The organism is Thermus altitudinis, assembly GCF_022760835.1.
Lineage (GTDB): Bacteria > Deinococcota > Deinococci > Deinococcales > Thermaceae > Thermus > Thermus altitudinis.
Genome location: NZ_JAKTNQ010000019.1, coordinates 1 through 26,228 on the forward strand (window position 1 = coordinate 1; position 26,228 = coordinate 26,228).

Consider the following 26,228-nt stretch of genomic DNA (forward strand, 5'->3'; position numbering starts at 1 on the left):
ATGTATCCCCGGACTGAAGGTCCGGGGCATTATGGCCCCCCACACCCCCCTTTACGGTAAAGGGGCGGCCTGGGATAGCCCCAGGCCGCACCGCTAGCCGATCCTACTGGGCGTTGACGTGGGTGTAGAAGCGGCGGGAGTTGCCGGCGCCGTCAAAGGCCACGATGTCAATGTCGTACTGGCCAGGGGTGGTGGGGGTGAAGGTGAAGGTGAAGGTGGTGGAGCTCGCGGGAAGGGCCGGGGTGAGGTTGACCGGGATTTCGCTAGAGTTCACGTAGACCTTGAGATAGGTTACCTGGGTCTCCCCGTCACTAGCACTGCCAGAGAAGGTGACGGCCTGGCCTACGGGGACAGAGGCGCCGTAGGAGGGAGAGGGAGTACTAAGCCAAACCCAGGGTGGGTTAAAGTCCAGCGTGACCCCCACGCCGCTCCCGGATACCAGTAACTGGATGGGCGGGCTGAAACGGGTCAGGGTGGTGGGCTGGTGGTTGCTTCCAAGCCCGGACACCACTGCCTTAACCCGAACGCTTGTGTTTTGCTGAACCTGACCTGCCTTGATCCGCACCCCGATTTTGCTTTGGGCCTCTATGGTGGCCGCGGTGCTGGGGGTGAAGTCCGAGCAGTTAGACTGGGTGCAGGTCCCGATCTGGTAGCTAACCTCGTAGTCGTCCAGGGGGAAGGACCCATTAGAAGATCCCACAGGTATCCCTGGTTCCACCACCCAAAGCCGCAGGTTCAGCTCTTCCCCGGGCGAGAGGATGCCGTTACCGCTAAAGGATAGCCAGGCATCCCCCAAGATGGTCTTAGGCTTTAGGAGGAGGTTGGTGCTTCGGGTAATGGTGTGGGTTTCCCTGCCCCACGCCACCTCGTTTTGACGCTGGTAGTTCCAAACGGAAACCTCAAAGTTATACGTTCCATTCTCCAGAATGAAGCTCCCCGTGGGGTTTTGTCGGGTAAGCGTGGCCGACTCCACCAAGATTCCTTGTTCGTTGTAGACTTTTACATCGGCTTCTTCTGCACTCCACGGCACCCCTTGGGGCGTTAGACCGCTTCCCGAAACCTGGCGCTGGGGAAAGGCTACGGAAACCGTAACCGAGGACTTACCCGTATCCCCGCCGGTGGTCTGGGTGTCGCAGGCACCCAGGAGGAGCGCCAGGGCCCCAGCCATCATAAGAGCCAGTGTTTTCTTCATGGTACGAACCTCCTTGGGCAAGCGCCCAGTCGCATACTACAAAACCTCCGCTTTTGGCAAGGTTTATCTGCACCTGAACGACAGACCTAATGGCAAAAAGGACGATAGATAAATAATTGTGCCGATAACGAAAGTTTAGGGAAGAAGCAAAAAATCCATAAAGGATGCAATAACCCGGTCCGCGCCCGCTTCAAGAAGCGCTTCCCTAGGGTGCCCTGAAAGAATGGCGTAGGTGGTAATCCCCGCCCCCACGGCGCTCCTTACCCCCGAGGGGGAGTCCTCAAAGGCCAAGGCTTCCTTGGGAAGGAGACCAAGCCTTTTCAGGGCCACCTGGTAGGGGAGGGGATGGGGCTTCCCCCGGCCCACCTCCTCCGCCAAGACCAAAAGAGGAGGCTTTAGACCCAAAGCCCCAAGCACGTGGTGGGCGTTGGCCTTGGGGGCGTTGGTCACCACGCCCCAGGTGAGGCCCTTGGCCTGGGCCTCCTCCAAAAGCTCGAGGAGGCCCGGCATGGGCTTTAGGTCCTGGGCTAGTTCCCGAAACCGGGCCTCCTTGGCCTCTATGATCTGGGCGGCCGCCTCCCCATCTAGCCCCAAGAGGTCCTGGAGGATGTCAGGATTGAGCCGGCCCGAGATCCGCTTCCGGTAAAAGGCTTCGTCCACCCCTATACCCCAGGGCGCCAGGGCCTCCCGCCAGGCCCAAAGGTGCAGGGGGTCGGTGTCGGCCAGGGTGCCGTCCAGGTCAAAGAGCAGGGCCTTAAGCATGGGCTACCCTCCGCTCCAATCCGGAGATTAGGAAAAAAAGCCCTAGGGCCAGGAGAAAAAGCCCATAGGGAATCCCCGCCGTGGGCAACAGGGCAAAGAGGGCAGGGATCACGGTGCTTCCCGTGGCCCCCGCATAGAGCAATCCGCCCAGGGCCCGGTGGCCGTATCGGGCCTGCACCAAGGCGAAGAGGGTGGAGAAAAGGGGGCCCAGGAGGAAACCGGTCAGGGGAAAGAGGAGGGCCGTGGGGGGGAGGAGGTTGAGGGTGAGGAGGGCTAGGACCCCAAGGAGAAGCCCTTTTAGGGCGCCCAAGGGGTTTTGCGCCACCCGCCCGGCCAAAAAGAGGCGGCCCAGGGCTAGGAAAAGCCAGTACAGGGAAAGGAGGAAGCCCCCCAGGGCCGTGGAATGGCCCAGGTGCTCCAAATAAACCCGGTTCCAGGCGGCCAAGGCCCCTTCCAGGCCCGTATAGACCGCCACCACCAACAGGAAGGGCCAAAGCCCAGGCCCGCGTTCCCGGGGAGTGTGGGCTACCGCCGGGGCTTGCCAAAGGAGGAGGGCACCCACCCAGGCCAGGAGGCCGGCTAGGGTGAGCACGCCCGTGTAGGGCAAAAGGGTGAGGGCGAAGGGGGTGAAGACCGCCCCTAGGCCGAAGGCCACGTTCACCCGGTTGAGGAGTTCCACCCGCCTTCTGGGGTCAAGCTCACCTACCAGGCTGTTGCCGTGGACGTTCATCACCCCTTCCCCCAGCCCCAGGAGGAAGGCCAGGGCCACTACCAAGGGGAAGGTGGGGGCCAGGGCCACCCCCCACAGGGCCAGGCCCACAAGGCCAAGGGCGGCGGGAAAAAGGGGGTGGCGCCTTCCTCCTTGGGCCAGGCGGACTCCCAGGAGCAAGCCCAGGAGGAGGGCGGTGAAAAACCAGGAGACCTCCCCGCCCACGGCGTAACGCCCCCGCCACTCGGGGAGGGCCGCCCCCGGGAGGGCCACGATCACGCCCACCAGGAAAAGCGCCACAAAGGAGCCCCAGAAGAGGCGCACGTTCGCCATTCTCCCCCTATCTGACCCTTTGGTCAATAATGGGAAGCATGGAGGAGGCCTTGGAAAAAGCCTTGGCGGGCGAGGGGTACTTCGCCTTTCCCGGGGTTTTGCTGCTCCGGGGACCGGATGCCCTTTCCTTCCTCCAGGGCCAGTGCACCCGGGACCTGAGGCGGCTATCCGGGCCCATGGGGGCCCTTTTCCTCAACCATCGGGGCCAGATTGAGGAGGCGGCCACGGTATTCCCGCACCCGGAAGGCTACCTCCTAGCCCCCTGGGGTACCTTGGAGGGCTTAAGGGCCCGGCTCAGGCGCTACATCGTCTTTGATCAGGTGGAGCTTCTGGACCTCCCCCTCTACCGCCGGCTTTATGCCGATGGCCGGGAGGAGGTGGCCGAGGAGAGGGGGGAGGCTTACCCGCAGGACCTTTATCCCCTTTTCTCCCTTCTGAAGGGGTTTTACCTTCTTTCCGACATCCAGGGGGAGCTGCCCCAAAGCGTGGGGCTTCTTCCCCTGGTGGACTACGGCAAGGGGTGTTACGTGGGCCAGGAAATCATGGCCCGCCTCGAGGGCAAGGAGGTGCACCACCGTCCCGCGGGTCTGGTGGGCCTCCCTCCTTACCCGGAGGGGGAAGGCCCCTGGCCCCTCTTTTGGGAGGGGCGGGAGGTGGGGCAGGCCAAGCGGGTCAGGGCCACCCCCTACGGGGCCTTGGGCTTTGGGGTGGTGCGCCGGGAGGTGCCCTTGGGCGCGGTGTTGGAAGGGGATGGGGGGCGTTTTCAGGTGGAGGCCTGGCCCTTTGAGGAGGCGATATGGAGCGGGCGGAGATCATCGGGGTAGGCACGGAGCTCATCTACGGGGAGACCCTGGACACCAACACCGCGGAGATCGCCAGAAGCCTCGAGGCCTACGCCCTTAAGGTGGAAAGGACCCTCAGGGTGGTGGACGAACCCCTGCCCCTGGCCCGGGAGGTGGCCCAGGCCTGGGAGCGGGCCCGGCTCTTGGTGCTTTCGGGGGGCCTAGGCCCCACCCCCGACGACGTGACCCGGGAGGCGGTGGCCGAGGCCTTGGGGGAGCCCTTGGAGCTGGACGAGGCCATGCTGGCGGAAATAGAGGCCCTCTTCCGGGCCCGGGGGCGGCCCATGCCCGAGGCCAACCGCAAGCAGGCCTTGAGGATCCCCTCGGCCACCTGGCTTAAGAACCCCCGGGGCACCGCCCCGGGTTGGTGGGTGCATAAGGGGGGAAAGGACCTGATCCTCCTGCCCGGGCCTCCCCCCGAGTGGCGGCCCATGTGGGCGGAGGTCTTGCCCCAGCTGAACCTTCCCCGCCGCCCTTACGCCAAGCGGGTTTTAAAGACCTGGGGCATCGGGGAGTCGGAGATCGTGGAGCGGCTTGGGGAGCTCTTTAGACGGAACGAGGAGGTGGAGGTGGGCACCTACCCCAAGCTCCAGGGGGTGGAGGTGGTGGTAAGGGGCCGGGAGGAGCTGGTGGCCGACCTGGCGGACAGGATAAAGAAAAGGCTTCTTAAGGAGGTCTGGGGGGAGGGGGACCTGACCTTGGCCGAGGCGGTGAAGCGCCGCCTGGAGCTGGAAGGGGCCACCCTCTCCACCATGGAAAGCCTCACCGGGGGGCTTTTGGGGGCGGAGATTACCCGGGTACCGGGGGCCAGCCGCTTCTACCTGGGGGGCGTGGTATCCTATTCCGTAGGGGCCAAGGCCCGCTTCGGTGTGCCGGAGGAACTCCTCGCCAAGACGGTTTCCGCCGATACGGCCAAGGCCATGGCGGAGGCCGCCCGGGTGCTTTTCGGTTCCACCTATGCCCTTTCCACCACGGGGGTGGCGGGGCCGGACCCCTTGGAGGATCAACCCGTGGGCACGGTTTTCGTGGCCCTGGCGGGGCCTAAGGGGACGGAGGTGCGCCGCTACCGCTTCCCCGGGGACCGGGAGGTGGTGCGGCTCCGAAGCGTGTATGCCGCCTTGGCCTTACTCCTAACATGAGGCTCTTCTACGCGATCTTTCTTCCCGAAGAGGTGAAGCGGGCCTTGGTGGAGGCTCAGGGACGGGTGGCCCGCTACAAGGGGTGGAGGGAGGTGGCGCCCCACCACCTCCACCTAACCCTCCTTTTCCTGGGGGAAAGGCCGGAAGGAGACCTGGCGGATCTCCTGGCCTTGGGCCACCGCCTTGGGCGGCTTCATCCCCCTTTTACCGCCCGCATCCGGGGCACGGGCTACTTTCCCAACGAGGGCACCCCAAGGGTCTGGTTTGCCAAGGCGGAAGGGGAAGGCTTCGCCCTGTTGGCGGAAGGGCTTCGGCAGGGGGTTCGGGAAGCCCTGGGGGAGGAGGCCCTCCTGGCCGGGGGGGACAAGCCCTTCAAGCCCCACATCACCTTGGCCCGGCGCAAGGCCCCGGCTCCCCGGGTGCCCCCGGTGGTCTTCGGCCTGGAGTGGCCGGTGACGGAGTTCGCCCTGGTGCGCTCGGAGCTTAAGCCCAAGGGGCCCGTATATACCATTTTGGAAAGATTCCCTTTGCGAGGTGAGCATGGACGAGAACAAGAGGAAAGCGCTGGAGAACGCTCTCAAGACCATTGAGAAGGAGTTTGGCAAGGGCGCGGTCATGCGCCTGGGGGAGATGCCCAAGTTGCAGGTGGACGTGATCCCCACCGGCTCCTTGGGCCTGGACCTGGCCTTGGGGATCGGGGGCATTCCCCGGGGTAGGGTCATTGAGATCTACGGCCCCGAGTCCGGGGGGAAGACCACCTTGGCCCTCACCATCATCGCCCAGGCGCAAAAGCAAGGGGGTGTGGCTGCCTTTGTGGATGCGGAGCACGCCTTGGACCCCCTTTACGCCCAGAAGCTAGGGGTAAAGGTGGAAGACCTCCTGGTCTCCCAGCCCGACACCGGGGAGCAGGCCCTGGAGATCGTGGAACTCCTGGCCCGCTCGGGGGCGGTGGACGTGATCGTGGTGGATTCGGTGGCCGCCTTGGTGCCCAAGGCGGAGATCGAGGGGGAGATGGGGGACCAGCACGTGGGCCTGCAGGCCAGGCTCATGAGCCAGGCCCTGCGCAAGCTCACCGCGGTGCTTTCCAAGAGCAACACCGCCGCCATCTTCATCAACCAGGTGCGGGAGAAGGTGGGGGTGATGTACGGCAACCCCGAGACCACCCCCGGGGGCAGGGCCCTGAAGTTCTACTCCAGCGTGCGCCTGGACGTGCGCAAAAGCGGCCAGCCCATCAAGGTGGGCAACGAGGCGGTGGGCATACGGGTCAAGGTGAAGGTGGTGAAGAATAAGCTGGCCCCGCCCTTCCGCGAGGCGGAGCTGGAGATCTACTTCGGCAAGGGCCTGGACCCGGTGATGGACCTGGTGAACGTGGCCGTGGCCGCAGGGGTCATTGAGAAGGCGGGAAGCTGGTTCTCCTACGGGGAGGCCCGCCTGGGCCAGGGTAAGGAGAAGGCCGCGGAGTACCTTCGGGAGCGGCCCGAGCTTGTGGAGGAGATCCGGGCCAAGGTGCTGGAGAGGGCCCACGAGGTGGTGCTCGCGGGAAGCGAGGAAGGGGAGGAGTAGATGACCCCGACCCTTTTGGACCTGGGGCTTTTTCTCCTGGTCTTGGTCCTGGCGGGGGCCTTGCTCCTTAGGCGCAAGGGGGAGGACCGGAGCGCGGAGGAGGCCAAACGGCTGCTGGATGCCGCCAGGGGGGAGGCTAGGGAGGCCCTCGAGGCGGCCCGCAAAGAGGCCAAGGAGATCCTGGAGGCGGCCCGGGCCGAGGCCAAGGCCCTGCGCCAGGAGGCGGAGGAGCGGGCCAAGTCCTTGCGCCAGGAGCTGGAATCGGAGCTCAAACGCCGCTCGGAGGCTTTGGAGGCCGAGGCCAGGAAACGTTTGCAGGAGGCGGAGGAGCGCCTAAAGGCCGAGCGGGAGGAGCTTAAGGCCGAGCGGGAAAGGCTTAAAGCCCTGCAGGAGGAGCTAAAGGCGGAAAGGGAGCGCCTCAAGGGGGAGCGGGAGGAGCTTAGGCGGGAGGCGGAAAGGCTTTCCAAGCGGGGTGAGGCCTTGGACGCCCGGGCCCTGAAGCTGGATGCCCTGGAGGAATCCCTCTCCCAAAGGGAGGAGGCCTTAAGGGCCCGGGAAGCCCAGCTTCAGGAGCGGGAAGGGGAGATAGAAAGGAGGCTTTACCAGGTGGCGGGCCTTTCCCCGGAGGAGGCCCGGCGCCTCATCCTGGAGAGGCTGGATCGGGAGCTGGAGGAGGAGAAGGCCCAAAGGGTGCGGGCGGCTTTGGAAAGGGTGCGCCTCGAGGCCCGCAAGGAGGCCCAGAAGATCCTGGCCCAGGCCATGCAGCGTCAGGCCTCGGAAACCGCAGCCCAGCTGGCGGTCTCCGTGGTGCCCATCCCCTCCGATGCCATGAAGGGGCGGATCATCGGGCGCGAGGGGCGGAACATCCGCACCTTTGAGGCCCTGACGGGGGTGGACCTCATTATTGACGACACCCCGGAGGCCGTCTTGCTTTCCTCCTTCAACCCCATCCGCCGGGAGATCGCCCGCATGGCCCTGGAGGAGCTCCTCAAGGATGGACGCATCCACCCTAGCCGCATTGAGGAGGTGGTGGAAAAGGCCAAGCAGGAGATGAAGACCTTCATCTACGAGCGGGGTGAGGAGGCGGCCCTGGAGGCGGGGGTGGTGGGGTTAAAGCCCGGGCTCGTCCAGCTTCTTGGCCGGCTTCACTTCCGCTCCAGCTACGGGCAAAACGTCCTCAAGCACTCCGTACAGGTGGCCCACCTCGCGGGCATCATGGCCGCGGAGCTGGGTCTGGATGCCGCCTTGGCCCGGCGGGCGGGGCTCCTTCACGACATCGGCAAGAGCGTGGACCGGGAGGTGGAGGGAAGCCACGTGGAGATCGGGATTGCCCTGGCCCGCCGCTTCGGGGAGCCTTTAGAGGTCATAGACGGCATCGCCCACCACCACGACCCGGAGAACGCGGAAACCGTGTATGCGGTTTTGGTGGCGGCCGCCGACGCCCTCTCCGCTGCCCGGCCCGGGGCCCGGCGGGAGAGCCTGGAGGAGTATCTGCAGCGCCTCGAGGCCCTGGAGCGCATCGCCCTTTCCTTCCCCGGGGTGGAGACGGCCTTTGCCGTGCAGGCGGGGAGGGAGGTTAGGGTCATCGTCAAACCCGATAAGATCACCGACGCCAAGGCCACCCTCCTGGCGCGGGAGATCGCAGGCCGCATTGAGCGGGAGATGAACTACCCGGGCCAGGTGCAGGTGACGGTGGTGCGGGAGACACGGGCGGTGGAGTACGCTAAGTAGGCTAAAATGGGGCGATTATGTTGAGGGGTGAGGACATCGGGATTGACCTGGGAACGGCCAGCGTTCTCATTTACGTGCGGGGGAAGGGGATCGTCTTGCGCGAGCCCTCGGTGATTGCGGTGGTGCAGGGGAAGCGGGAGGTGAAGGCGGTGGGGGCCGAGGCCTACCGCATGCTGGGGCGCACCCCCGGGAACATCGTGGCGGTGCGGCCCCTTAAAGACGGGGTCATCGCCGACTATGCCCTCACGGAGCGGATGCTCCTTTTGTTCCTCCAGAAGGTTCTTTCCCCCATGAGCCGCTTTTTCCGGCCTCGGGTCATGGTGGGGGTGCCCTCGGGGGTCACCGACGTGGAGAGGCGGGCGGTGGTGCAGGCGGTTTCCTCCATGGCCCACAAGGTCTACCTCATAGAAGAGCCGTTGGCAGCGGCCATTGGGGCGGGGATCAACGTGGCCGAGCCCACGGGCAATATGGTGGTGGACATCGGCGGGGGTTCCACGGACATCGCCGTCATCTCCTTAGGGGGCATCGTGCGCTCCGAAAGCCTAAGGATCGCCGGCAACGAGATGGACCAGGCCATCATCCGCTACGTGCGGCAAAAGTACAACCTCCTCATAGGGGAGCGCACCGCCGAGGAGCTCAAGATCCAGCTGGGGCGGGCCAAGATTCTTCCCGGCGAGGAGAAGGAGGTGGCCGAGGTGCGGGGCCGGGACCTGATCACCGGCCTTCCCCGCACGGCGGAGATCCCCGCAGAGGATGTGGTGGAAGCCCTGAGGGAGCCTCTGGAAAAGATCTTCCAGGGGGTGAAGACGGTGTTGGAAACCACGCCTCCCGAGCTGGCCTCGGACATTTACGAAAGGGGCATTCTCCTTACCGGGGGCGGGGCGCTCCTTAAAAACCTGGACGTGGCCCTGCAGGAGGCCACGGGGGTGCCGGTGGTGGTGGCGGAAAACCCCATTGAGGCGGTGGCCCTGGGCACGGGCAAGGCCTTGGAGATGCTCCACGTGCTGGAGGACACCATCCTCTCCTCGGACGACGTGCTTAAGAGGTGAGCGGTGGAGATCACCGAGATTCTCCGCCTTCTGCCCCACCGGTACCCTTTTCTCCTCATTGACCGGGTTCTTCATGCCGATGAGAAAACCTTCCGGGCCATGAAGAATGTCACCTTCAACGAGCCCCACTTCCAGGGGCATTTCCCCGGCTACCCCATCATGCCCGGGGTGCTGATCCTCGAGGCCATGGCCCAGGCGGCGGTGGGCGTCATCGCCAGACAGCCGGGTTTCCAGCCTGGGGGACTGGTTTTCTTGGCGGGGATAGAGGAAGCCCGCTTTAAAAAGCCCGTGGTGCCGGGGGATACCTTGATCCTGGAGGGGGAGCTTCTCCTCTTCCGCCGGGGCCTGGGCAAGGTGGCGGTTAGGGCCTTGGTGGAAGGGGAGGAAAGGGCCAGCGCCCGCCTAAGCTTCGTGGTCCGGGAGGGCGCGGAGTAGGGGGGTGCTAGGGGCTAGAAAGCGGGGAAGCCAGACCTCGAGGATCTGCCGCAGGAGGGGCAGGGAAAGGGCTTGGTGGCCAGGTACCGCCCGGTGGCGAAAGCCCACCCCGGCCGGCATTCCCTAGGAGAGGCCCAGGGGGATCAGCCCGGCCTTGGCCCAGGTGGAGGGCTTTCGTTGGGGTATCATCTTTCCTGGTGGCGGACCTCATGGCCTACCTGAAGCGGGCCCGGGGCGGACGGGTGGTGGAAACCGGCTTCCTGGACCCGGAGGAACAGGCCCTTCTGGAGGAAAAGGCCCGAATGGAAGGGCTTAACGTGGCCTTTTTCGGGGGGTTCCCCCTGGCCAAGAGGAAGGTGGCGGTGCTGTATCCCCCGGAGGTCCCTTCCGTGCACGATCCGGTGGCGGTGGTCTTCCTGGAGGAGGAACCCCCGGATCTGGGGGAGGCCATGGGGGACCAGGAGGCCTTTGGCGAAGGCCACCTGGTGGCGGTGTCCGCCAAGGGGAAGCAGGCTTTGGAGGAGGCGGGTTACACCCTCCTGCCACCCCCGGAAGGGGCCTTGCGGGCGGCGAACGAGCGGGTGCGCACCCTGGTGGTGCCTTCTTTAAGGGTGGACGCCGTGGGGGCCAAGGGCTTTGGGGTTTCCCGTAGCTATTTCGCCCAAGGGGTGAGGGCGGGGAAGGTGCGGCTAAAGGGCAAGGTGGCCTCCCCCAAGGACGAGATGGCTCCCGGGGACACCCTGTTGGCCGAGGGCCTAGGAAGCCTGAGGCTTTTGGAGGTGCTTGGCGAAACCCGGCGGGGGAACTATAAAATCAAGGTGGAGGTGGAACGGTAGGAGCAAAAAGGCCAGGGTCGGGTAGGCTTGACGGCTTAAGGGACTGCCCTATAAGCTAAGGTTTGTGCTCTTTGGTCGGGCCAAGGGAGCACGGTAAGAGCCAGCCGCCGCAAGGGGAGGCCCCCTTGCGGAAGAACCCTGTTAGCTTACCTCGGGCGGCCCGCTTTCCCAGAGGTGACGCATGGAGATCAAGCGATTCGGTCGCATCCGAGAGGTTATACCCCTTCCCCCTTTGACGGAAATCCAGGTGGAGTCCTATAGAAAGGCCCTCCAGGCCGATGTTCCCCCGGATAAACGGGAGGATGTGGGCATCCAGGCGGCCTTCAAGGAAACCTTCCCCGTGGAGGAGGGGGACAAGGGCAAGGGGGGTATGGTCCTGGATTTCCTGGAGTACCGCATCGGCGAGCCCCCCTTTTCCCAGGACGAGTGCCGGGAGAAGGACCTGACCTACCAGGCTCCCCTCTATGCCCGCCTCCAGCTCATCCACAAGGACACGGGGCTCATCAAGGAGGACGAGGTCTTCCTGGGCCACCTCCCCCTCATGACCCAGGACGGCTCCTTCATCATCAACGGGGCCGACCGGGTGATCGTTTCCCAGATCCACCGCTCCCCCGGGGTCTACTTCACCCCGGACCCCGCCCGGCCCGGGCGTTACGTGGCCAGCATCATCCCCTTGCCCAAGCGGGGTCCGTGGATTGACCTGGAGGTGGAGCAAAACGGCACCATTTCCATGAAGGTCAACAAGCGCAAGTTCCCCCTGATCCTCCTCCTCAGGGTTCTGGGCTACGATGCGGAAGCCCTGAACCGGGAGCTTGGGGCCTACGGGGAACTGGTGGGGGGCCTTCTGGACGAGGCGGTGCTGGCCATGCGCCCGGAGGAGGCCTTGGTGCGCCTCTTTACCCTGCTCCGCCCCGGCGATCCCCCCAAGAAGGACAAGGCCCTGGCCTACCTCCATGGCCTCTTGGCCGATCCCCGGCGCTACGACCTGGGGGAGGCGGGGCGGTACAAGGCGGAGGAGAAGCTGGGCGTGGGCCTTTCCGGCCGCACCCTGGTGCGCTTTGAGGACGGGGAGTTCAAGGACGAGATCTTCCTGCCCACCTTGCGCTACCTCTTTGCCCTGATGGCCGGGGTTCCTGGGCATGAGGTGGACGACATTGACCACCTGGGCAACCGCCGCATCCGCACCGTGGGGGAGCTCATGGCCGACCAGTTCCGGGTGGGCCTAAGCCGCCTGGCCCGCGGGGTGCGGGAGCGGATGGTGATGGGCTCCGCCGATACCCTTACCCCGGCCAAGCTGGTGAACAACCGGCCCCTCGAGGCGGCCATCCGCGAGTTCTTCAGCCGCAGCCAGCTTTCCCAGTTCAAGGACGAGACCAACCCCCTCTCCTCCCTGCGCCACAAGCGGCGCATCTCTGCCTTGGGGCCTGGGGGCCTTACCCGGGAACGGGCAGGCTTTGACGTGCGCGACGTGCACCGCACCCACTATGGCCGCATCTGCCCGGTGGAAACCCCGGAAGGGGCCAACATCGGCCTCATCACCTCCTTGGCCGCCTACGCCCGGGTGGATCACTTGGGCTTCATCCGCACCCCCTACCGCCGGGTGAAGGACGGGGTGGTCACCGACGAGGTGCTCTACATGACCGCCACCGAGGAGGACCGGTACACCATCGCCCAGGCCAACACCCCCTTGGAGGGTAACCGCATCGCCACCGACCGGGTGGTGGCCAGGCGCCGGGGGGAGCCGGTGATCGTGGCTCCGGAAGAGGTGGAGTTCATGGACGTGAGCCCCAAGCAGGTCTTCTCCGTGAACACCAACCTCATTCCCTTCCTGGAGCACGACGACGCCAACCGGGCCCTGATGGGTTCCAACATGCAGACCCAGGCGGTGCCCCTGATCCGGGCCCAGGCCCCGGTGGTGATGACGGGCCTCGAGGAGCGGGTGGTGCGGGACTCCCTGGCCGCGGTCTACGCCGAGGAGGACGGGGAGGTGGTGGCGGTGGATGGCCGCCGCATCGCCGTGCGCTACGAGGACGGCCGCCTGGTGGAGTACGCCTTGCGCCGCTTTGCCCGTTCCAACCAGGGCACCGCCTTGGACCAGCGCCCCCGGGTGACCGCGGGCCAGAGGGTCAAGAAGGGGGATCTCCTGGCGGATGGCCCCGCCTCCGAGGAGGGCTTTTTGGCCCTGGGGCAGAACGTCCTGGTGGCCATCATGCCCTTTGACGGCTACAACTTTGAGGACGCCATCGTCATCAGCGAGGAGCTCCTAAAGCGGGACTTCTACACCTCCATCCACATTGAGCGCTACGAGATCGAGGCCCGGGATACCAAGCTGGGCCCGGAGCGCATCACCCGGGATATCCCCCACCTTTCCGAGGCCGCCCTTAGGGACCTGGACGAGGAAGGGGTGGTGCGCATCGGGGCTGAGGTCAAGCCCGGGGACATCCTGGTGGGCCGCACCAGCTTCAAGGGGGAGCAGGAGCCTTCTCCCGAAGAGCGGCTTCTTCGCTCCATCTTTGGCGACAAGGCCCGGGATGTAAAGGATACCTCCTTGAGGGTTCCCCCGGGTGAGGGGGGCATCGTGGTGGGCACCCTGCGCCTGAGGCGGGGGGACCCCGGGGTGGAGCTCAAGCCCGGGGTGCGGGAGGTGGTGCGGGTCTACGTGGCGCAAAAGCGCAAGCTCCAGGTGGGGGATAAGCTGGCCAACCGCCACGGGAACAAGGGAGTGGTGGCCAAGATCCTCCCCGTGGAGGACATGCCCCACCTGCCCGATGGCACCCCGGTGGACATCATCCTGAATCCCTTGGGCGTGCCCAGCCGGATGAACCTGGGGCAGATCCTGGAAACCCACCTGGGCCTGGCGGGTTACTTCCTGGGCCAGCGCTACATCTCCCCGGTCTTTGACGGGGCCACGGAGCCGGAGATCAAGGCTCTTCTGGCCGAGGCCTTTGACCTCTATTTCGGTAAGCGCAAGGAGGAGGGCTTCGGGGTGGACAAGAGGGAGCTGGAGGTGCTGGCCCGGGCGGAGAAGCTGGGTCTGGTGAGCCCGGGCACAAGCCCGGAGGAGCAACTAAGGGAGCTCTTTACCCAGGGCAAGGTGGTCCTCTACGATGGCCGCTCCGGCGAGCCCATAGAGGGCCCCATCGTGGTGGGGCAGATGTTCATCATGAAGCTCTACCACATGGTGGAGGACAAGATGCACGCCCGCTCCACCGGCCCCTACTCCCTCATCACCCAACAGCCCTTAGGCGGCAAGGCCCAGTTCGGTGGCCAGCGCTTCGGGGAGATGGAGGTGTGGGCCCTGGAGGCCTACGGGGCCGCCCACACCCTGCAGGAGATGCTCACCCTAAAGTCCGACGACATCGAGGGTCGTAACGCCGCCTACGAGGCCATCATCAAGGGGGAGGACGTGCCCGAGCCCAGCGTGCCCGAATCCTTCCGGGTTCTGGTAAAGGAACTTCAGGCCTTGGCCCTGGACGTGCAGACCCTGGATGAGCGGGATAACCCCGTGGACATCTTTGAGGGCTTGGCGTCCAAGCGGTAAACCGCACGGAAGAAGCGGGATGGCTCTTAGCGGAGGAAGAATGAAAAAGGAAGTTCGCAAGGTCCGCATCGCCCTGGCCTCTCCGGAAAAGATCCGCTCCTGGAGCTACGGGGAGGTGGAGAAGCCCGAAACCATCAACTACCGCTCCCTGAAGCCTGAAAAGGATGGGCTCTTTGACGAGCGCATCTTCGGCCCCACCAAGGACTACGAGTGCGGCTGCGGCAAGTACAAGCGCCAGCGCTTTGAGGGCAAGGTGTGCGAGCGCTGTGGGGTGGAGGTCACCAAGAGCATCGTGCGCCGCTACCGCATGGGGCACATTGAGCTGGCCACCCCGGCGGCCCACATCTGGTTCGTGAAGGACGTGCCCTCCAAGATCGGGACCCTTCTGGACCTCTCCGCCACCGAGCTGGAGCAGGTCCTCTACTTCAGCAAGTACATCGTCTTGGACCCCAAGGGGGCGGTGCTGGATGGGGTGCCGGTGCAGAAGCGGCAGCTTCTCACGGACGAGGAGTACCGGGAACTCCGCTACGGTAAGCAGGAAACCTACCCCTTGCCCCAAGGGGTGGACGCCCTGGTCAAGGACGGGGAGGAGGTGGTGAAGGGGCAGGAGCTGTTCCCCGGGGTGGTGAGCCGCATGGACGGGGTGGCCCTGTACCGCTTCCCCCGGCGGGTGCGCATAGAGTACCTGCGCAAGGAGCGGGCGGGCCTCCGCCTTCCCCTAAGCGCTTGGGTGGAGAAGGAGGCCTATAGGCCAGGGGAGGTCCTGGCCGAGCTGCCCGAGCCCTACCGCTTCCGGGCGGAGGAGGAGGGGGTGGTGGAGCTTAAGGAGCTGGAGGAGGGCCACCTCCTCACCCTGCTTAAGGAGGATGAGCCCGTGGTCCGCTACTTCCTCCCCGTGGGGCTTACCCCCTTGGTGGTCCAGGGGGAGGTGGTGGAAAAGGGCCAGCCCTTGGCGGAAGGGCGGGGGCTTTTGCGCATGCCCCGGCACATGGCCGCCAAGGAGGTGGAGGCGGAGGAGGAAGGGGATACCGTCTACCTCACGTTCTTCCTGGAGTGGACGGAGCCCAAGGACTATGCGGTGGCCCCCCACATGAACGTGGTGGTGCCCGAGGGGGCCCACGTCCAGGTGGGGGAGAAGGTGGTGGCGGCCATTGACCCCGAGGAGGAGGTGATCGCCGAGGCCGAGGGGGTGGTCCACCTGCACGAGCCCGCCAGCATCGTGGTGATGAAGGCCCGCCTCTACCCCTTTGAGGACGACGTGGAGGTGACCACCGGGGACCGGGTGGCCCCGGGGGACGTCCTGGCGGATGGGGGCAAGGTCAAGAGCGAGATCTACGGCCGGGTGGAGGTGGACCTGGTGCGGAACGTGGTGCGGGTGGTGGAGTCCTACGACATTGACGCCCGCATGGGGGCCGAGGCCATCCAGGCCCTTCTGAAGGAGCTGGACCTGGAGAAGCTGGAGGCCGAGCTCCTGGAGGAGATGAAGCACCCCTCCCGGGCCCGGCGGGCCAAGGCCCGGAAGCGCCTCGAGGTGGTGCGGGCCTTCCTGGACTCCGGCAACCGCCCGGAGTGGATGGTCCTGGAGGCGGTCCCCGTGCTACCTCCCGACCTCCGGCCCATGGTGCAGGTGGACGGGGGGCGCTTCGCCACCAGCGACCTCAACGACCTCTACCGCCGCCTCATCAACCGCAACAACCGCCTGAAGAAGCTCCTGGCCCAGGGGGCTCCGGAGATCATCATCCGCAACGAGAAGCGCATGCTCCAGGAGGCGGTGGATGCGGTCATTGACAACGGCCGCCGCGGTTCTCCCGTCACCAACCCGGGCTCCGAACGCCCCTTGCGTAGCCTCACCGACATCCTCTCCGGCAAGCAGGGCCGCTTCCGCCAGAACCTCTTGGGCAAGCGGGTGGACTACTCGGGGCGAAGCGTGATCGTGGTGGGGCCCCAGCTCAAGCTCCACCAGTGCGGCCTGCCCAAGCGCATGGCCCTGGAGCTCTTCAAGCCCTTCCTCCTCAAGAAGATGGAGGAAAAGGGCATCGCCCCCAACGTCAAGGCGGCCCGCCGGATGCTGGAAAGGCAGCGGGACATCAAGGACGAGGTGTGGGATGCCCTGGAGGAGGTGATCCACGGCAAGGTGGTCCTCCTGAACCGGGCCCCCACCCTGCACCGCCTGGGCATCCAGGCCTTCCAGCCGGTCTTGGTGGAGGGGCAGTCCATCCAGCTCCACCCCCTGGTCTGCGAGGCCTTTAACGCCGACTTTGACGGGGACCAGATGGCGGTGCACGTGCCCCTCTCCTCCTTCGCCCAGGCGGAGGCCCGCATCCAGATGCTCTCGGCCCACAACCTCCTCTCCCCGGCCTCCGGGGAACCCTTGGCCAAGCCCAGCCGGGACATCATCCTGGGGCTTTACTACATCACCCAGGTGCGCCGGGAGAAGAAGGGGGCGGGCCGGGAGTTCGCCACGGTGGAGGAGGCCCTGGCCGCCTACGAGCGGGGGGAGGTGGCCTTGAACGCCCCCATCAAGGTGGGGGGTAGGGAGACCAGCGTGGGCCGCATCAAGTTCGTTTTCGCCAGCCCCGACGAGGCCCTTTTGGCGGTGGCCCACGGCCTTTTGGACCTCCAGGACGTGGTCACGGTGCGCTACCTGGGCAAGCGGCTGGAGACCAGCCCGGGCCGGGTGCTCTTTGCCCGCATTGTGGGCGAGGCGGTGGGGGACGAGAAGGTGGCCCAGGAGCTTTTGCAGATGGACGTGCCCCAGGAGAAGAACTCCCTTAAGGACCTGGTCTACCAGTCCTTCCTGCGCTTGGGCATTGAGAAGACCGCCCGGCTCCTGGATGCCCTCAAGTACTACGGCTTCACCCTTTCCACCACCAGCGGGATCACCATCGGCATTGACGATGCCGTGATCCCTCCCGAGAAGCAGAAGTTCTTGGAGGAGGCGGATAGGAAGCTCCGGCAGATCGAGCAGGCCTACGAGATGGGCTTCCTCACCGACCGGGAGCGCTACGACCAGGTGATCCAGCTCTGGACCGAGACCACGGAAAAGGTCACCCAGGCGGTCTTCAAGAACTTTGAGGAGAACTACCCCTTCAATCCCCTCTATGTGATGGCCCAGTCCGGGGCCCGGGGTAACCCCCAGCAGATCCGCCAGCTTTGCGGCATGCGCGGCCTCATGCAAAAGCCCTCGGGGGAGACCTTTGAGGTGCCGGTGCGCTCCTCCTTCCGGGAGGGCCTCACCGTGTTGGAGTACTTCATCTCCAGCCACGGGGCCCGCAAGGGTGGGGCCGACACCGCCCTCAGGACCGCGGACTCCGGGTACCTCACCCGGAAGCTGGTGGACGTGGCCCACGAGATCGTGGTGCGGGAGGCGGACTGCGGCACCACCAACTTCATTTCGGTACCCCTTTTCCAGCCCGACGAGGTAACCCGGACCTTGCGCCTGAGGAAGCGCTCCGACATCGAGTCTGGGCTTTATGGCCGGGTTTTGGCCCGGGAGGTAGAGGTTCTGGGCCAGCGGCTGGAGGAAGGGCGGTACCTGACCCTCGAGGACGTGGCCCTCCTCATCAAGGCGGCGGAGGCCGGGGAGATCAAGGAGGTGCCGGTGCGGAGCCCCCTCACCTGCCAGACCCGCTACGGGGTGTGCCAGAAGTGCTACGGCTACGACCTTTCCATGGCCCGGCCCGTGTCCATCGGCGAGGCGGTGGGGGTGGTGGCGGCGGAGTCCATCGGCGAGCCCGGCACCCAGCTCACCATGCGCACCTTCCACACGGGTGGCGTGGCGGTGGGCACGGATATCACCCAGGGTCTGCCCCGGGTCATCGAGCTCTTTGAGGCCCGCAGGCCCAAGGCCAAGGCGGTGATCTCCGAGATCGACGGGGTGGTGCGCATTGAGGAAACCGAGGAGAAGCTTTCGGTCTTCGTGGAGTCCGAAGGCTTTTCCAAGGAGTACAAGCTCCCCAAGGATGCCCGCTTGCTGGTGAAGGACGGGGACTACGTGGAAGCCGGCCAGCCCCTGACCCGCGGGGCCGTGGACCCCCACCAGCTTCTGGAGGCCAAGGGCCCCGAGGCGGTGGAGCGCTACCTGGTGGACGAGATCCAGAAGGTCTACCGGGCCCAGGGGGTGAAGCTCCACGACAAGCACATTGAGATCGTGGTGCGGCAGATGCTCAAGTACGTGGAGGTCACCGACCCCGGGGATAGCCGGCTTCTGGAGGGCCAAGTCCTGGAGAAGTGGGACGTGGAGGCCCTGAACGAACGGCTCATCGCCGAGGGCAAAACCCCCGTGGCCTGGAAGCCCCTCCTCATGGGGGTTACCAAGAGTGCCCTTTCCACCAGGAGCTGGCTTTCCGCCGCCAGCTTCCAGAACACCACCCACGTGCTCACCGAGGCGGCCATCGCCGGCAAGAAGGACGAGCTCATCGGCCTTAAGGAAAACGTCATCCTGGGCCGCCTGATCCCCGCCGGCACGGGAAGCGACTTCGTCCGCTTTACCCAGGTGGTGGACAAAAAGACCCTCAAGGCCATCGAGGAGGCCCGCAAAGAGGCAGTGGAGGCCAAGGAACCCGCGGTGCGCCGCCCTGCCCGCCGGGAGCAGCCCGGAAAGCAGGCCTAAGGCTATCCCATGCCCCAACCCGGCTGGGCCGGGTTGGGGGCTTCTTTTGCCGGCCGGGTTCCATGGCTTCCCCCCAGGCCTTTTTCCAGGGTGTTGGCGGAGGCCGGGCATTACCCGCTGACCCTGCTTGCGCCGGGAGTGCGCCATAATGGGACCATGTTGGCCCGGCTTTATGGGGTCTTTCGCCAGGTGGGGGAGGACCTTTTCCACCATAGGCTCATTTCCGCCACCGCGGGCAACTTTTCCGTGCGCACCAAGGAGGGCTTTCTCATCACGAAAAGCGGGGTGCAGAAGGGGAGGCTTACCCCGGAGGACCTGGTGGAGGTGCCCCTGGAGGGTCCTTTCCCGCCAGGGGCCAGCGTGGAAAGCGTCATCCACCGGGAGGTTTACCTGCGGACGCCGGCCCGGGCCATCGTCCATGCCCACCCCCGGGTGGCGGTGGCCCTTTCCCTGCACCTGGACTCCCTGGTGCCCCTGGACCTCGAGGGCCAGTACTACCTGAAGGAGGTCCCGGTGCTGGCCCCCAAAACCGTGAGCGCTACCCTCGAGGCCGCCTTAGCCGTGGCCGAGGCCCTTAAGGACAGGCGGGCCTGCCTCCTAAGGGGGCATGGGGCCTTCGCCATCGGGCTCAAGGAGAAACCGGAGGAGGCCCTTTTAGAGGCCTATAGCCTCCTCACCACCCTGGAGGAGAGCGCCGAGATCCTCTTCTACCACCGCCTTTGGGGGAAGGGATGAGGGTGCTCTTCGTGGAGGGGAAGGACAAGGAGGCCCTTCTGGCCCTGGCCCGGGAGCTTCCCCATCCCTTTTGGCTTCTTGCGGGGGAAGGGGTGTGGCTTCTGGAGGTGTTCGGCGCCGGGGAGGAGGCCTTGGGAAAGGCCCAGGCCCTTCCCGGGGTTAAGGTTTGGGCCTTTACCCTGCAGGATGGGGTAGTCTATAGGGGATGCGGGAAGAAATCGGCTACATCCCCGTAGGGGAAGCGGAGCTCTACGTGGAGGACGTGGGGGAGGAGCACGCTCCCGCCCTCATCGTCCTCCACGGCGGGCCTGGGGGCAACGCCTATGCCCTTAGGGAAGGGCTTCAGGACTACCTGGAGGATTTCCGGGTCATCTACTTTGACCAGCGGGGTTCGGGCCGGAGCCTGGAGCTTCCCCAAGACCCGAGGCTTTTCACCGTGGATGCCCTGGTGGAGGACACCTTAGCCCTGGCCGAGGCCCTAGGGATTGAGCGGTTTCACCTTCTGGCCCACGGCTTCGGGGCCCTGGTGGCCCTGGAGCTCCTCCGCCGCTACCCAGAGGTGGATGGGGCTCTCCTGCTGGCCCCCTGGGTGAGCTTTCCCTGGCTTTCCGCCCGGCTGGCGCAGGCGGCGGGCCTGGAGCCTTTGGGGGATCCGGAGGAAAACCTGAGGGCCGCTTTGCAGAAGGCGGAGCCCAAGGCGCTCTTTGACCGCCTCATGTTCCCCACGCCCCATGGCCGCCTGGAGTACGAGTGGGTGGCGGAAGGCTCGGGGATACTGGGGCCGGACACCCCGGCCTTGGCCTTTTGGCATAACGGCCTTTGGCGGCTGGACTACACCCCCTACCTTGCCCCAAGCCGCAGGCCGGTGGCGGTGGTGGTGGGGGAGAAGGACGGCACCAGCTACCCCTACGCCGAGGAGGTGGCGGAGCGCCTTCGGGCTCCCATCCGCGTGGTCCCGGAGGCCGGGCACTACCCCTGGATCGACCAGCCGGAGGCCTTTGGCGAGGTTTTTCGGGAGAGCCTCGAGGGCCTGCTGGTTCCCTGGAGGGTGTGAAAGGGGCCGGGGTGGCCCTTCTTTGGCCGGGGAGGGTGGTAAACTCTAGGCGTCACCGGGGGTGCTCCTCCTATGGGGCTGAGAAATACCCTTGGAACCTGAACCGGGTAATGCCGGCGTAGGGAAGGTGACCAAGGCCCCTCCCGGTGACAAGGAGGGGTTATATGTTAAGGTTTTGGTCTTTGCTGGTCCTTTTGGCCTTCGGCTTCGCCCAGGAGATCACCGTCCTCACCCACAGCAGCTTTTCCCTGGACAAGGGGATCATCGCCCAGTTTGAGCGGGAGACGGGCCTGAAGCTCCGCTTCCTCAAGGGTGGGGATGCCGGGGAGACCCTAAACCGGGCCATCCTCACCAAGGGGGCCCCCATCGCCGACGTGATCTACGGCTTTGACAACACCTTTTTATCCCGGGCCCTCGAGGCGGACATCCTGCTTCCCTATCGCAGCCCGGAGATCCGCAACCTGAAGGCCACCTTGCTTCTGGACCCCACGTTTCGTGCCCTGCCCGTGGACTACGGCTGGGTGAGCCTGAACTACCACCGGGCCTACTTCAAGGACCGGCCCTTGCCCAAGGTCCCCGCCGACCTCGCCCGGCCCGAGTACGCCAGGCTTTTGGTGGTGCAAAACCCCGCCACCAGCTCCCCGGGCCTGGCCTTCCTCATGGCCACGGTGGCCCGTTTTGGCGAGGAGGGTTACCTGGACTTCTGGGCCCGGCTTCGGGATGGGGGGGTGCGGGTGGCCAAGGGCTGGAGCGAGGCCTACTACACCCACTTCACCCTCTACAAGGGGGATAGGCCCCTGGTGGTTTCCTACACCACCAGCCCCGCCGCCGAGGTCTACTACTCCGAGGGCAAGTACCAAGAGCCCCCCACGGGGAACCTTTTCCCGGAGCTGGCCTTCTTCCAGGTGGAGTTCGTGGGGATCCTGAAGGGGACCAAGAACCTGGAAGGGGCCAGGAAGGTGGTGGACTGGTTCCTTTCCAAGCCGGTGCAGGAGAACCTTCCCACGGAGATGTGGATGTACCCGGCCCGCCGCGATGCCAAGCTCCCCGAGGTCTTCCGCTTTGCCCCAGAGCCCGTGGGGAGCGTGCGCCTGGACCCTAAGGCCATGGCGGAAAACCGGGAGCGCTGGATTGAGGAGTGGACCAAGGTGGTCCTCCAGGGGCAAAGCCCCGAGGCGGTGCGCCGTTCCCGGCGCTAACCCGCCCAAGGGGTAGGGGGCCATGGCCCACGGGGGTCTATTGGTCTTCCTCTTCCTGGGCCTGGCCCTTTTCTACCCCTTAGGGCGCATCCTGGCCCTGGGGGTGGGGGAGGGGTTTAGCCGAGCCCTGACCAACCCCTACTACTGGGAGCGGTACCTTTGGAGCCTGGAGTACGGGGTTCTTTCCGCCCTCCTGACCCTGATGCTGGCCCTACCCCTGGCCTTTTTCTTCCGCCGCCGCTTCCCATTGAGGGGGGTTTTCCTGGCCCTTACCACCTTGCCCTTTGTCCTCCCCACCCCGGTGGTGGCCCTGGGGTTTTTGGCCCTCCTGGGCCCTAGGGGGCTTTTGGGGATGGACCTCTATGGCAGCAAAACCCTCCTCTTCCTGGCGGCCGTGTTCTACAACCTGGGCCTGGCCCTCAGGATTCTCCTGCCGGTGGCCCTGAACCTGGAGGGTCCCTTGCAGGCGGCCCGGGTTCTGGGGGCCACGCCCTGGAGGGCGTTTTTGCGGGTGGGGTTTCCCCTGATCCTTCCCGCTTGGGGCTCGGCGGGACTTTTGGTGTTCATCTACGCCTTTTCCGCCTTTGGGGTGCCCCTTCTCCTGGGCGGGCCCCGGTACGCCACCCTCGAGGTGGAGGTCTATACCCTCTTGGCCTACCGCCTGGCCTTTCCCGAGGCCAGCGCCCTGATGCTCCTGGAGATCCTCACCCTGGCCTTGGCTGTGGCCCTCTACCTGCGCCTCAAGCCCTACCCCCTGCCACCCGGAGGCCTCCTTCCCGCTCCCCCTTGGGCCTACGCCGTGGGCCTAGGGGCCTTCTTTCTGCTCCTCTTTGCCCCCTTGTGGGGGCTTCTTCTGCGCCTGGACCTCGGGGCCTTGGCCTCCGCCTGGGCCTCGGAGGACTTCACCCCCCTTTCCCTAGCCTTGGGGAACAGCCTCCGTTTCACCTTTCTGGCCCTCCTTTTGGCCTTACCCCTGGGGGTGGCCTACGCGGCGGCGGCCCGGAGGAGCCCCCTCATGGACCTTTTGGGCCTCTTTCCCCTTATGGTGAGCCCGGTGGCGGTGGGCCTGGGCTACCTTCTCGCCTACCCCCATCTTCGGGGCTCCCTGCTCCTCCTGCTGGCCGCCTATGCCCTTCTGGCCTACCCCCTCCTGGCCCGGGCCCTCCTACCGGCCTTGCGCAGTCTTTCCCCAAGCCTCCTCGAGGCGGCCCGGGTCCTGGGGGCCACGCCCTTGAGGGCCTTTTTCCGGGTGGAGATCCCCTTGGTCCTTCCCGCCTTGCAGTCCGGGCTTGCCCTGGCCTTGGCGGCCATCCTGGGGGAGTTTGGGGCCAGCCTGGTGCTCTGGCGGCCGGAGTGGACCACCCTGACCCTGGCCATCTACGAGCGCCTGGGCCGGCCTGGGGAGGCTCCTTTCCGCGAGGCCTTGGCCATAGCCGGCCTTCTGGCCTTGCTTTCGGGGCTTGTCTTCTACCTTCTGGACCGGGGCAGGGGGCGGGTGGGTTGATGCCACCCCACCTTGGCTGGGGTTCCCAGAGGGGTCCTTCCGGGGACCGGAACCGAGAGGGGCTATGCCCCCTGGCACTGCGGGCAGTAGTGGGTGCCCCTTCCCGCCACGGTCCTCTTGGCGATGGGAGTGCCGCAGGCGGGGCAGGGAAGGCCCCTTCGCCCGTAGACGGCGTGCTCCTTCTGGAACCTCCCCGGAAGGCCATCGGGCCCCTGGTAGGTGCGGTCGGAAAGGGTGCTTCCCCCTAAGGCCACCGCCTGGGCCAGCACCTCCTTAAGGGCCAGGAAAAGCCTTAGGGCTTCCTCCTCCCCCAGCGCCTCTCCCCGGCGAAGGGGGGAGAGGCGGGCCCGGAAGAGGGCCTCATCGGCGTAGATGTTGCCTACCCCAGCGGCCAGGCGCTGGTCCAGGAGGAGGGCCTTTAGGGGTTTGCGGCTTTTCCTTAACCCTTCCCAGAAGCCCGGGAACTGGAACTCCTCCGAAAGGGGCTCGGGGCCCAGGCGGGGGAGGAGGGGGATTTCCCGGTAGTCTCCCCGCTCCACCACCCAGATGCGGCCAAAGCGCCGGGGGTCGTGGAAGAAGATCTCCTGGTCCTCGAGGCGGAAGGCCACCCGGGTGTGGGGAGTTTCCTCTAGGCGGAAGCCCCCGGTCATACCCAGGTGCACCACCATCTCCCACCCCTCCGTGAGGGCAAAGAGGAGGAACTTGCCCCGGCGGCGGAGGTCCTCCACCCGCTGGCCAAGGGCCCGCTCCGTGTTCCGGTAGCGAAGGGGGTCTTGGTGCTCTATCCGGAAAAGCCGCTTCCCCAGGAAGAAGGGAAGAAGCTTTCTCCTGGTGGTTTCCACCTCGGGTAGCTCGGGCATGTCTAGTCCACAGGCACGGGCTGGCCCTTTTCGTTCACCGCCACGTAGGTGAGCTCCCCCTTGGTGGCCAGCACCCGGCCATCCTCCTGGCCGAAGTGCTCCTTGTACACCTCCACCTCCACCGTTAAGGAGGTGCGCCCCACCCGCACCACCTTGGCCACCACCTCCAGGAGGTCCCCGGTGCGGATGGGCACCTTGAACTCCACGCTGCTCACCGCCACGGTCACCACGGGTTTTCTGGCTCTCCTGGCGGCGGCGTAGGAGCCCACCTTGTCCATGAGGCCCAGCACGAAGCCGCCGAACGCAGCGCCTAGGGGATTGGTGTGCTCGGGGAAGACCAGCTCTAGGGTGCGCGCCTCCATACCCTTCCTAGGCTACCCCAGGAGGTCGGTGAGGCGGGCCATTTCCCGGTCCTTTTCCGTGAGGCCCCCGGCGCTATGGGTCCACCACTCCACCGTCACCCGCCCCCACTCCAGGGTAAGCCGGGGGTGGTGGCCCTTGGCCTCCGCCAGCTCCCCCACCCGCTTTACAAAGGCCAGGGCCTCCTGGAAGTTGGCAAAGCGGAAGGTCTTGACCAGGCGCTCGGGGTCTTGTTGGATCTCCCAGTCCATGCCCCCAGGGTAAGGGAAAAGCCCGAACCCCTTAGGGTTCGGGCTCTCTTTTGGTTGCGGGGGCGGGATTTGAACCCGCGACCTTCGGGTTATGAGCCCGACGAGCTACCAGGCTGCTCCACCCCGCGTCGCCATCCTTAACTATAGCCAGGGGAAGAGCTTATGTCAAGCACCTTGCCCGGGTTCAGAAGCCCCTCGGGGTCCAAGAGGGCCTTTAGTTTTCGCATCCAATCCAAGGCGGGGCCGTGTTCCAGGGGGAGGTACTTTTTCTTCCTTAGCCCCACCCCGTGCTCGGCGGTGCAGGTGCCGCCAAGCGCCAAGGCCTTTCGCACCAAGGCCTCGGCGTAGGCTTCCGCCTTGGGGTAGTCCGGGGGGAGAACGGGCACCAGGGTGTGGAAGTTCCCGTCCCCCACGTGGCCCAGGATGTTGCCCGTAAGGCCCATTTCCCCTAGAAGCCCCTGGGCGTAGCGCACCATTTCCGGTAGGTGGGAGAGGGGCACGGCCACATCGGTGATGACGAAGCGGTGGTCAGGATAGAGGTGCACCAGGGCCCAGTAGGCCTGGTGGCGGGCCTCCCACTGGCGCCGGCGCTCCTCTTCCGTCTTGGCGGCCTCCACCTCGAGGGCCCCCTCCTCCCGCATGATCTCCAAGGCCAGGGCGCTTTCCGCCTCCAGGGCCTCCTTGGTGGAGGAGTGGAACTCCAAAAAGAGAGCCGGCTTCTCGGGAAAGTCCGCTTGCAGGTAGCGGTTTAGCGCCCTTAGGGCCAGCTCGTCCAATAGCTCCAGCCGGGCCACGGGAAGCCCGCTGGCCATCACCCGGTAGCTGGCCAAGGCGGCCTCCTCCACCCCGGGGAAGAAGACCCTTAGGGCGTGGACGTGCTCCGGCAGGGGGTGGAGCCTAAGGGTAAGGCGGGTGATAATCCCCAAGGTGCCCTCTGAGCCGATGAAGAGGTCCTTTAGGTCATAGCCCGCGCTGGTCTTACGCACCCCCCGGCCCAGCTCCAAAACCTCCCCGCCTGCCAGGACCACCTGGAGGGCCAGGACGTTGGCCCGCATCCCCCCGTAGCGCACCGTGGTGGTGCCGCTGGCGTTGGTGGCGGCCATGCCGCCCAAGGTGGCGTCGGCCCCGGGGTCCACGGGAAAGAAAAGCCCCGTGCCCTTTAGGGCCTCGTTGAGGGCCTTGCGGGTGAGGCCAGGCTCCACCACGCAAAGGAAGTCCTGGGGGCGTACCTCCAGGATGCGGTTCATGCGGCTAAAGTCCAGGCTGAGGGTTTCCCTCAAGGGGTAGAGGTGGCCCTCGAGGCTGGTCCCGGCGCCGAAGGGGATCACCGCCAGGCCCCTTTCCCGGGCGAAGCGCAGGGCCTCTTGTACGTCGGCCACGCTCTCCGGATAGACCACCGCCAGGACCTCCCCCTCCTCGGGGTACCCCTCGTCCCGTCCGTGCCGGCGGCGCTCGGAGAGGGAGGTGTCCACCTTCCCGGGGAAGAGGCGCCTTAAGGCTTCCAGGGTGTCCATGGAGGCC

22 protein-coding genes, 1 tRNA gene and 1 riboswitch are annotated in these 26,228 nt (G+C 65.8%); of the genes, 15 read left to right on the top strand and 8 right to left on the bottom strand.

What is annotated here, in order from left to right; translation table 11 throughout:
• Nucleotides 1-103: 103 nt before the first annotated feature.
• From L0D16_RS07850 to L0D16_RS07860, 3 genes are all read right to left on the bottom strand, one after another.
• Nucleotides 104-1,192 carry an Ig-like domain-containing protein gene (locus tag L0D16_RS07850; RefSeq protein ID WP_243031064.1) on the bottom strand — a complete coding sequence of 363 codons (1,089 nt, stop codon included), beginning with the start codon at nucleotides 1,190-1,192 and terminating at the stop codon, nucleotides 104-106.
• A 135-nt stretch (nucleotides 1,193-1,327) separates the two neighbouring features.
• Nucleotides 1,328-1,954 (bottom strand): HAD family hydrolase, encoded by a 627-nt coding sequence (locus L0D16_RS07855; protein WP_243031065.1) that lies wholly within the window; start codon nucleotides 1,952-1,954, stop codon nucleotides 1,328-1,330.
• Nucleotides 1,947-2,996, bottom strand: a complete 1,050-nt coding sequence (locus L0D16_RS07860; protein WP_243031066.1) for an MFS transporter — start codon at nucleotides 2,994-2,996, stop codon at nucleotides 1,947-1,949. Before L0D16_RS07860 ends, L0D16_RS07855 begins: the two co-directional genes overlap by 8 nt.
• Nucleotides 2,997-3,034: 38 nt before the next feature.
• Between L0D16_RS07860 and L0D16_RS07865 the strand changes: the two genes are divergently transcribed.
• The 15 genes from L0D16_RS07865 to L0D16_RS07935 all read left to right on the top strand — a co-directional run bounded on the left by L0D16_RS07865 (nucleotide 3,035) and on the right by L0D16_RS07935 (nucleotide 23,236).
• Nucleotides 3,035-3,820, top strand: coding sequence for a YgfZ family protein (locus tag L0D16_RS07865; protein WP_243031067.1), 786 nt, complete (start codon nucleotides 3,035-3,037; stop codon nucleotides 3,818-3,820).
• Nucleotides 3,793-4,977 (top strand): CinA family nicotinamide mononucleotide deamidase-related protein, encoded by a 1,185-nt coding sequence (locus L0D16_RS07870; RefSeq protein WP_243031068.1) that lies wholly within the window; start codon nucleotides 3,793-3,795, stop codon nucleotides 4,975-4,977. The genes L0D16_RS07865 and L0D16_RS07870 overlap by 28 nt, the downstream gene beginning before the upstream one ends.
• Nucleotides 4,974-5,567, top strand: coding sequence for an RNA 2',3'-cyclic phosphodiesterase (thpR, locus tag L0D16_RS07875; protein ID WP_243031069.1), 594 nt, complete (start codon nucleotides 4,974-4,976; stop codon nucleotides 5,565-5,567). The genes L0D16_RS07870 and thpR overlap by 4 nt, the downstream gene beginning before the upstream one ends.
• Nucleotides 5,518-6,540 carry a recombinase RecA gene (recA, locus tag L0D16_RS07880; RefSeq protein ID WP_279231266.1) on the top strand — a complete coding sequence of 341 codons (1,023 nt, stop codon included), beginning with the start codon at nucleotides 5,518-5,520 and terminating at the stop codon, nucleotides 6,538-6,540. The genes thpR and recA overlap by 50 nt, the downstream gene beginning before the upstream one ends.
• On the top strand, nucleotides 6,541-8,271 hold the full coding sequence (gene rny, locus L0D16_RS07885) for a ribonuclease Y (RefSeq protein ID WP_243031071.1): 1,731 nt from the start codon (nucleotides 6,541-6,543) through the stop codon (nucleotides 8,269-8,271).
• Between the two features lie 17 nt (nucleotides 8,272-8,288).
• On the top strand, nucleotides 8,289-9,320 hold the full coding sequence (mreB, locus tag L0D16_RS07890; protein WP_243031075.1) for a rod shape-determining protein: 1,032 nt from the start codon (nucleotides 8,289-8,291) through the stop codon (nucleotides 9,318-9,320).
• Nucleotides 9,321-9,323: 3 nt separating this feature from the next.
• The gene (gene fabZ / locus L0D16_RS07895) at nucleotides 9,324-9,755 is read left to right on the top strand and encodes a 3-hydroxyacyl-ACP dehydratase FabZ (RefSeq protein ID WP_243031076.1); all 432 of its coding nucleotides are present in this window, start codon (nucleotides 9,324-9,326) and stop codon (nucleotides 9,753-9,755) included.
• Between the two features lie 197 nt (nucleotides 9,756-9,952).
• On the top strand, nucleotides 9,953-10,591 hold the full coding sequence (locus tag L0D16_RS07900; protein WP_243031077.1) for a S4 domain-containing protein: 639 nt from the start codon (nucleotides 9,953-9,955) through the stop codon (nucleotides 10,589-10,591).
• A 181-nt stretch (nucleotides 10,592-10,772) separates the two neighbouring features.
• Nucleotides 10,773-14,132 carry a DNA-directed RNA polymerase subunit beta gene (gene rpoB, locus L0D16_RS07905; RefSeq protein ID WP_243031078.1) on the top strand — a complete coding sequence of 1,120 codons (3,360 nt, stop codon included), beginning with the start codon at nucleotides 10,773-10,775 and terminating at the stop codon, nucleotides 14,130-14,132.
• A 40-nt stretch (nucleotides 14,133-14,172) separates the two neighbouring features.
• Entirely contained in the window at nucleotides 14,173-18,744 is a 4,572-nt protein-coding gene (rpoC, locus tag L0D16_RS07910; RefSeq protein ID WP_243031080.1) for a DNA-directed RNA polymerase subunit beta', read from the top strand.
• A 156-nt stretch (nucleotides 18,745-18,900) separates the two neighbouring features.
• Nucleotides 18,901-19,479, top strand: coding sequence for a fuculose-1-phosphate aldolase (locus L0D16_RS07915; protein ID WP_243031081.1), 579 nt, complete (start codon nucleotides 18,901-18,903; stop codon nucleotides 19,477-19,479).
• The gene (locus L0D16_RS07920) at nucleotides 19,476-19,715 is read left to right on the top strand and encodes a hypothetical protein (RefSeq protein WP_243031082.1); all 240 of its coding nucleotides are present in this window, start codon (nucleotides 19,476-19,478) and stop codon (nucleotides 19,713-19,715) included. The genes L0D16_RS07915 and L0D16_RS07920 overlap by 4 nt, the downstream gene beginning before the upstream one ends.
• Nucleotides 19,685-20,533 (top strand): alpha/beta fold hydrolase, encoded by an 849-nt coding sequence (locus L0D16_RS07925; RefSeq protein WP_243031084.1) that lies wholly within the window; start codon nucleotides 19,685-19,687, stop codon nucleotides 20,531-20,533. Before L0D16_RS07920 ends, L0D16_RS07925 begins: the two co-directional genes overlap by 31 nt.
• A gap of 47 nt (nucleotides 20,534-20,580) precedes the next feature.
• Nucleotides 20,581-20,676, top strand: a riboswitch (TPP riboswitch).
• A 21-nt stretch (nucleotides 20,677-20,697) separates the two neighbouring features.
• On the top strand, nucleotides 20,698-21,732 hold the full coding sequence (locus L0D16_RS07930; protein WP_243031086.1) for a thiamine ABC transporter substrate-binding protein: 1,035 nt from the start codon (nucleotides 20,698-20,700) through the stop codon (nucleotides 21,730-21,732).
• Nucleotides 21,733-21,754: 22 nt separating this feature from the next.
• Nucleotides 21,755-23,236 carry an ABC transporter permease gene (locus L0D16_RS07935; RefSeq protein ID WP_243031087.1) on the top strand — a complete coding sequence of 494 codons (1,482 nt, stop codon included), beginning with the start codon at nucleotides 21,755-21,757 and terminating at the stop codon, nucleotides 23,234-23,236.
• Nucleotides 23,237-23,298: 62 nt separating this feature from the next.
• Here the strand turns inward: L0D16_RS07935 and mutM are convergent, their stop codons facing one another.
• From mutM to L0D16_RS07960, 5 genes are all read right to left on the bottom strand, one after another.
• Nucleotides 23,299-24,096 carry a DNA-formamidopyrimidine glycosylase gene (mutM, locus tag L0D16_RS07940; RefSeq protein WP_243031088.1) on the bottom strand — a complete coding sequence of 266 codons (798 nt, stop codon included), beginning with the start codon at nucleotides 24,094-24,096 and terminating at the stop codon, nucleotides 23,299-23,301.
• 2 nt (nucleotides 24,097-24,098) lie between these two features.
• Nucleotides 24,099-24,458 (bottom strand): acyl-CoA thioesterase, encoded by a 360-nt coding sequence (locus tag L0D16_RS07945; protein ID WP_028494065.1) that lies wholly within the window; start codon nucleotides 24,456-24,458, stop codon nucleotides 24,099-24,101.
• A 12-nt stretch (nucleotides 24,459-24,470) separates the two neighbouring features.
• Nucleotides 24,471-24,707, bottom strand: coding sequence for a 4a-hydroxytetrahydrobiopterin dehydratase (locus tag L0D16_RS07950; RefSeq protein WP_243031089.1), 237 nt, complete (start codon nucleotides 24,705-24,707; stop codon nucleotides 24,471-24,473).
• Nucleotides 24,708-24,758: 51 nt separating this feature from the next.
• Nucleotides 24,759-24,835: transfer RNA gene (locus L0D16_RS07955), tRNA-Met, on the bottom strand.
• A gap of 9 nt (nucleotides 24,836-24,844) precedes the next feature.
• Nucleotides 24,845-26,221, bottom strand: a complete 1,377-nt coding sequence (locus tag L0D16_RS07960; protein WP_243031091.1) for an FAD-binding oxidoreductase — start codon at nucleotides 26,219-26,221, stop codon at nucleotides 24,845-24,847.
• Nucleotides 26,222-26,228 lie beyond the last annotated feature (7 nt).

Bases quoted from the DNA above. Each gene is read 5' to 3' on its own strand.
- L0D16_RS07850 (WP_243031064.1), bottom strand. From the start codon at position 1,192: ATGAAGAAAACACTGGCTCTTATGATGGCTGGGGCCCTGGCGCTCCTC.
- L0D16_RS07855 (WP_243031065.1), bottom strand. From the start codon at position 1,954: ATGCTTAAGGCCCTGCTCTTTGACCTGGACGGCACCCTGGCCGACACC.
- L0D16_RS07860 (WP_243031066.1), bottom strand. From the start codon at position 2,996: ATGGCGAACGTGCGCCTCTTCTGGGGCTCCTTTGTGGCGCTTTTCCTG.
- L0D16_RS07865 (WP_243031067.1), top strand. From the start codon at position 3,035: ATGGAGGAGGCCTTGGAAAAAGCCTTGGCGGGCGAGGGGTACTTCGCC.
- L0D16_RS07870 (WP_243031068.1), top strand. From the start codon at position 3,793: ATGGAGCGGGCGGAGATCATCGGGGTAGGCACGGAGCTCATCTACGGG.
- thpR (WP_243031069.1), top strand. From the start codon at position 4,974: ATGAGGCTCTTCTACGCGATCTTTCTTCCCGAAGAGGTGAAGCGGGCC.
- recA (WP_279231266.1), top strand. From the start codon at position 5,518: ATGGACGAGAACAAGAGGAAAGCGCTGGAGAACGCTCTCAAGACCATT.
- rny (WP_243031071.1), top strand. From the start codon at position 6,541: ATGACCCCGACCCTTTTGGACCTGGGGCTTTTTCTCCTGGTCTTGGTC.
- mreB (WP_243031075.1), top strand. From the start codon at position 8,289: ATGTTGAGGGGTGAGGACATCGGGATTGACCTGGGAACGGCCAGCGTT.
- rpoB (WP_243031078.1), top strand. From the start codon at position 10,773: ATGGAGATCAAGCGATTCGGTCGCATCCGAGAGGTTATACCCCTTCCC.
- rpoC (WP_243031080.1), top strand. From the start codon at position 14,173: ATGAAAAAGGAAGTTCGCAAGGTCCGCATCGCCCTGGCCTCTCCGGAA.
- L0D16_RS07915 (WP_243031081.1), top strand. From the start codon at position 18,901: ATGTTGGCCCGGCTTTATGGGGTCTTTCGCCAGGTGGGGGAGGACCTT.
- L0D16_RS07920 (WP_243031082.1), top strand. From the start codon at position 19,476: ATGAGGGTGCTCTTCGTGGAGGGGAAGGACAAGGAGGCCCTTCTGGCC.
- L0D16_RS07925 (WP_243031084.1), top strand. From the start codon at position 19,685: ATGCGGGAAGAAATCGGCTACATCCCCGTAGGGGAAGCGGAGCTCTAC.
- L0D16_RS07930 (WP_243031086.1), top strand. From the start codon at position 20,698: ATGTTAAGGTTTTGGTCTTTGCTGGTCCTTTTGGCCTTCGGCTTCGCC.
- L0D16_RS07935 (WP_243031087.1), top strand. From the start codon at position 21,755: ATGGCCCACGGGGGTCTATTGGTCTTCCTCTTCCTGGGCCTGGCCCTT.
- mutM (WP_243031088.1), bottom strand. From the start codon at position 24,096: ATGCCCGAGCTACCCGAGGTGGAAACCACCAGGAGAAAGCTTCTTCCC.
- L0D16_RS07945 (WP_028494065.1), bottom strand. From the start codon at position 24,458: ATGGAGGCGCGCACCCTAGAGCTGGTCTTCCCCGAGCACACCAATCCC.
- L0D16_RS07950 (WP_243031089.1), bottom strand. From the start codon at position 24,707: ATGGACTGGGAGATCCAACAAGACCCCGAGCGCCTGGTCAAGACCTTC.
- L0D16_RS07960 (WP_243031091.1), bottom strand. From the start codon at position 26,221: ATGGACACCCTGGAAGCCTTAAGGCGCCTCTTCCCCGGGAAGGTGGAC.